This window comes from Streptomyces sp. OfavH-34-F, from assembly GCF_022347745.1.
GTDB lineage: Bacteria > Actinomycetota > Actinomycetes > Streptomycetales > Streptomycetaceae > Streptomyces.
Genome location: NZ_JAKRGC010000419.1, coordinates 1 through 4,477, shown reverse-complemented (window position 1 = coordinate 4,477; position 4,477 = coordinate 1). Strand labels below are relative to the sequence as shown.

Below are 4,477 nucleotides of genomic sequence, written 5' to 3'. Positions count from 1 at the left end.
CGGTGGCCGGGACGGCATCGGCCGCCGGGACCGGGGTGTGCGCGGCCTGGATGTGCGGGGCCTGGACGTGCGCGGCCTGCGTGTGCGGGGCCTGGGCCCGGGACGGGGTGGCCGCCTGGGCCGTGCCGTCCTCCAGGGGTGGCGGGCGGTGCACGGGGCCGGGGGGCGGGGCCGGGGTCTCGCCGGTCCGGTCGGCGGTGTCCTCGTCGGCGCCGAGCAGGGTCTGCGGGAGGACGAGGACCGCCTGGGTGCCTCCGTAGATGTTGCTCTGCAGGCGTACGGCGATGCCGTGGCGCCGGGCCAGCGAGGCGACGACGAACAGGCCGATGCGGCCGTCCTGGAGGAGCCGGGCGACGTTGACCTGGTCGGGGTCGGTGAGCAGGGCGTTCATCCGCTTCTGCTCCTCGCCGGGCATTCCGAGGCCCCGGTCCTCCACCTCCAGGGCGAGGCCCGCGGTGACGTGCTGGGCGCGCAGCAGGACCTGGGTGTGCGGGGCGGAGAACACCGTGGCGTTCTCGACGAGTTCCGCGAGGAGGTGGATGACGTCGGCGACGGCGTGGCCGCGCAGGGTGCCGTCGATCGGGGGGACGAGCTTGACCCTCGGGTACTGCTCGACCTCGGCGATGGCCGAGCGCAGCACCTCCGTCATGGTGACCGGGTTGCTCCACTGCCTGCGGGAGACGGCGCCGCCGAGGACGGCGAGGTTCTCGGCGTGCCGGCGGATGCGGGTGGCCAGGTGGTCGACGTGGAACAGGCCCTTGAGCAGGTCCGGGTCCTCGACCTCGTGCTCCAGCTCGTCCAGCAACTGGATCTCGCGGTGCACGAGCGACTGGAGGCGGCGGGCGAGGTTGACGAAGACCTCGACCTTCTGGTCCTCGCCGCTCGGCTCGGCAAGCCGGGACGCCTCGACGACTGCGGCCACGGCCCCTTCCTGCTGGCGCGCCATTTCCTGGGCGAGCAGTTCGAAGGGGTCGCCGCCGGGCGGCTGGTTCTGCGGGGCGCGCCGGGCCGGCACGGGCTCGCCGTTGCGCAGCTGCTCCACGGCGCGCTGCAGCTCCGCCTGGCTCTGGACGCTGCTGCGGCGCAGCGCCAGGCAGCGGCCGAGGACCGTGGTGGCGGCCCGGTTGGCGGCCAGGAAGGCGGCGCCGATCGCGCCGAGGGCGAGCGCCCCCGCGGCCCCCAGGGCGGTCCACAGTTCGGTGGACGGGCGGGCGTGGCCCGCGCGGGCGGTGAAGATGACGGCCGCGGCGCCGGCCAGGGCGACCGCGAGGGCCGGCAGCACGGCGGTGCGCAGGAGTTGGGGGCGTATGCGCGCCTCGGGGGCCGGGCGGGTGGCGCGCGGTCCGGCCACCGCCGAGTGGGAACGGGCACCCGGTCGGCCGTGCCGCCCGCCCTCTCGTCGTTCCGGTCGCGCGTCGGGTGCGCGAAGTTGAGACATCAGCGTCCTCGGTACGTGGGGCCCCAGGCATCTGCGTTCCTGTGATGGCGCCTACGGTGTTCGGGCATTTCGGGTCATCGGCCGGGCGGGCCCGGAGAAATATGAGCCCACCGTTGATCACCGGGCACACACGGTAGTCGGCAGAAGTGCGGGCGTGCGGGGCAGTTGGGGAACTTGCCCGCCATCCGTCCCGCTCTGGTATGAGCGCTCGTACGGGAGAACGATTCCCAGGTCTCAGATCTGAGGTTCCCTGTCCCGGCCCGGTTCCGGGGCGGCGTCGCCGGCCGGGTCGTGGAGCTGGACGTGGACCGGGGGCCAGTTGCCCCAGCCGGGGGCCGGTTCGACGGCGACGGCACGCCACCACGGCTCGACGGGCGGCGGGTCCGCGGGCTCGAAGGGGAGGCCGGGGCGCGGGGCGGCCATCGTGACGCCCACGGACCGGGTGGCGCGCATCGACCACTCGGCGGGCTCGGCCCAGGGGTGCAGGGCGAGGTTGAACGTCCCCCAGTGGATCGGCAGCATGACCCCGGCGGCGGGGTCGTCGCCCTGGAGGTCGAGGTGGGCGCGCACGCCCTCGTCGGGGCTCATGTGGATATCGGGCCAGGCACCCGGTTCCGGTCGGCTGTCCGTGGAGTTCCTGGACCAGTACTGGCTGTACGCGCCGATCTGGATCATGGTGGCGTCGAAGGGCCCGTGTTCGGCGCCGATGGTCCGGAAGCCGGGGAAGTAGCCGGTGTCGCCGCTGTGGTAGATCCGGTGTTCGGGCCCGGCCACGGCCCAGGACGCCCAGAGGGTGTGCTGCCGGTTGCGCAGGCCGCGTCCGCAGAAGTGGCGGGCCGGGGTGGCGGTGAGGGCGATCCCGCCGACGGTCGCGGTCTCGTTCCAGTCGAGTTCCCGCAGCCGGCCGGGCGCGACGCCCCAGCTCTCCAGGTGGGCACCGACGCCGAGCGGGACGGCGAAGACCGTGTCGGTACGGGCCAGGGCGCGGATCGTCGGCAGGTCCAGGTGGTCGTAGTGGTCGTGCGAGATCACCACGACGTCGACCGGTCCCAGGGCGCCGAGCGGCACCGGCGCCGGGTGCAGCCGGCGCGGGCCGGCGAAGGCGAACGGGGAGCAGCGTTCGCCCCAGACCGGGTCGAACAGCACGCGCCGGCCGTCGATCTCGGCCAGGACGCTGGAGTGGCCCATCCAGGTGATGCGGAGCCCCGACGCGGGCGGCGTGGCGAGGTCGGCCAGCGTCGTGGGGTGCACGGGCACGGGGGCGGCGGGCGCCCGGAGGGCCCGCTCCTCCTTGCGGAAGTAGACGCGCGCGAACTCCAGGGTGGAGCCGGAGGGCCTGATCCGGGCCCCCACCGGGTTGCGGAAGGCACCGTCGGCGAAGTGGGGGGACCGGCGGATGCGCTCCATCCGGGCGCCGTCCGGATCGGCCCCGAAGGCGGCGGGGCGCAGCGCGCGCAGCCGGGCGCGCGGCGGAAGCGGGTGGTCGGCGCCGGTCACGGGGTCTCCAGGGGAGTCGGTGTCGTCTCAATTATGGGCAGCGGGCACTGCTGTGCGAGAGCGGTGCACCCATGCGGAGGCGCCCCGCTCCGGCCGCTCGTGCAACGAAGGAAGCGGCCGGAGGATTCCGCCGCCGGGGTGGTCGTGGCCGCTCCTTCGGGTCGGGGCGGGGCGGCGGCGCGTTCCGGCCACCGGGCGGCGGGGCGGTGTCCGCCGCGTTGACAGGGGGCGCCCCGCCTCCCGATACTGACCGGCGGTTCAGTACTGGGTTCCGGTACCCGCTGGGACCGTCCGCCGACAGTGACCGAGGAGCACGCCCGATGACGACGCCTCCGGTGTCCCCGCCCGCCCCGCTCATCTCGCTGACCTGGACCGACCACGCCACCGGCTGCCAGGGGCACCTCGTGGTGGACCGGCTGGTGCGCGGGGTGTCGAGCGGCGGGCTGCGGATGCGGCCCGGCTGCACGCTGGAGGAGGTTACGGGACTGGCGCGGGGCATGACGATGAAGGAGGCCCTCCACTTCGACGCGGACCGGCCCGGCGCCCGCTACATACCGCTGGGCGGCGCCAAGGGCGGCATCGACTGCGACCCGCGCGACCCGGCCGCGTACGGCGTGCTGGTGCGCTATCTGCGGGCGATGCGCCCCTACATCGAGAACGTCTGGACGACGGGCGAGGACCTGGGCCTCTCCCAGGACCTGGTGGACCGCGCGGCGGCGGAGGCGGGTCTGGTGTCGACCGTGCAGGCCGTCTATCCGCTGCTGGAGGACGAGGCGGCCGCCCGCCGCAGACTCGCCGACGCCTTCGCGCTGGAGGTGGACGGCATCGGCCTGGACGAACTGGTGGGCGGCTGCGGCGTCGCCGAGGCGGTGCTGGCCGCGCTGGACCGGGACGGCGTCGGCCACCGGGGCGCGCGGGTGGCGATCCAGGGTCTGGGCACGATGGGCGGGGCGACCGCCCGCTTCCTGTCCCGCGCCGGACTCCGGGTGGTCGCCGTCGCCGACATCAAGGGCACGATCGCGAACCCGGCCGGGCTCGACGTGGAGGCGCTGCTCGCCGCGCGGGACGCGCACGGCACGGTGGACCGGGGCGCGCTGCGCGCCGGTGACCGGGAGCTGCCCGGCGACGCCTGGCTCGTCCAGGACGCGGAGGTGCTGGTGCCGGCCGCCGTGTCCTACGCCGTGGACGCCTCGAACCAGGCGGGGATCACGGCCCGTTGGGTCGTCGAGGCCGCCAACATGCCGGTGCTGCCGGAGGCCGAGGCCCTGCTCGCGGCGCGCGGGATCACCGTCCTGCCCGACGTGGTCGCCAACTCCGGCACCAACGCCTGGTGGTGGTGGACGCTCTTCGGGGACATCGGGGCCGACGCGGACGAGGCCTTCGCCCACACCCGGCGCGCGATGCGGGAGCTGGTCGGGCTGGTGCTGGCCCGCGCGGCCGCGGAGGGAAGCACCCCGCGTGCGGCGGCGCACGCCGTGGCCGCCGACCGGCTGCCGGTGATGGCCGAACGCTTCGGCTGGTACCGCTGACCACCACGCCCGC

Annotated in this window: 3 protein-coding genes; 1 reads left to right on the top strand and 2 read right to left on the bottom strand. The window is 75.2% G+C overall.

Features of this window, described 5'->3' with window-relative positions:
• Both MHW47_RS32425 and MHW47_RS32420 read right to left on the bottom strand, forming a co-directional pair.
• Positions 1-1,438 (bottom strand): sensor histidine kinase KdpD (locus tag MHW47_RS32425; protein WP_239227429.1); only part of this gene is annotated, 1,438 nt, incomplete at its 3' end.
• A 234-nt stretch (positions 1,439-1,672) separates the two neighbouring features.
• Positions 1,673-2,935, bottom strand: a complete 1,263-nt coding sequence (locus tag MHW47_RS32420; protein WP_239227428.1) for an MBL fold metallo-hydrolase — start codon at positions 2,933-2,935, stop codon at positions 1,673-1,675.
• A 320-nt stretch (positions 2,936-3,255) separates the two neighbouring features.
• On the opposite strand from MHW47_RS32420, the gene MHW47_RS32415 reads away from it, so the two are divergent.
• On the top strand, positions 3,256-4,464 hold the full coding sequence (locus tag MHW47_RS32415) for a Glu/Leu/Phe/Val dehydrogenase dimerization domain-containing protein (protein WP_239227427.1): 1,209 nt from the start codon (positions 3,256-3,258) through the stop codon (positions 4,462-4,464).
• Positions 4,465-4,477: the final 13 nt, after the last annotated feature.

Coding starts and splice junctions, on each gene's coding strand:
- MHW47_RS32415 (WP_239227427.1), top strand. CDS start 3,256: ATGACGACGCCTCCGGTGTCCCCGCCCGCCCCGCTCATCTCGCTGACC.